The following is a 729-nucleotide window of genomic DNA, read 5'->3' as shown; positions in this document are numbered from 1 at the left end:
TTTTTGAATATAATCTTGGAGATATCATTACTGCAACTTACCCAGAGATTCCCTGAATTGTCTTCTGCTATACCTCTTACCGATGCATCCGGTAACCCGAAACGATTGTCAATAACACCAAATGTTTGGCGTATTTTATCGTAGTATACTAATCCATTTTCATGGGTACCCACCCAGACAATACCTCTGGAGTCTTGCTTAACCGAGAACACTGAATTTATACGAACGTTTGCATTCTGTTTATTAAAATTGGTAAAAAAACCATTTTTTACTGAAAAAAGGGAAAGCCCATTTAAACGACCAATCCAAAGGTCGCCGTCTCTATCTTCTGACAAATACGTTATCTGATCATTAGCCAAACTCTTTGAATTCCCCTGTTGATGCGTATAAACAGTAATATTTCCCAATTGATCCTTATAAAACAATCCAAGTTGTGTACCTATCCACAGGCCACCCTTTTTACTCTTTTCCAAAGCAAAAATGACCGGTGCGTGTCCATTAAAATTTGCACCACGAGCAAGTTGTAGTCGCGTTAAACTCTTTGAAGTTTTATCATATCTAAATAACCCATACAAAGTACCCAGCCAAACAGCATTGTCATCTTCTGCAATGGACTCAACAAAACCTGCATCTATTCCTAAATTTAGAGGAGCATTTACATAGCTAAATTTTTCACTCTTACGATTGTAATAATCCAATCCGCCACCACCGGTAGCAATCCATAGATTG

1 protein-coding gene is annotated in these 729 nt (G+C 37.7%); it reads right to left on the bottom strand.

Features of this window, described 5'->3' with window-relative positions; all coding sequences use genetic code 11:
* Positions 1-729 (bottom strand): ligand-binding sensor domain-containing protein (locus ACQR30_RS16465; protein WP_429736849.1); only part of this gene is annotated, 729 nt, incomplete at both ends.

The organism is Arachidicoccus sp., from assembly GCF_050436765.1.
Taxonomy (GTDB): domain Bacteria; phylum Bacteroidota; class Bacteroidia; order Chitinophagales; family Chitinophagaceae; genus Arachidicoccus.
The sequence above is the reverse complement of the archived record's forward strand: the minus strand, read 5'-3'. Positions and strand labels throughout refer to the sequence as shown.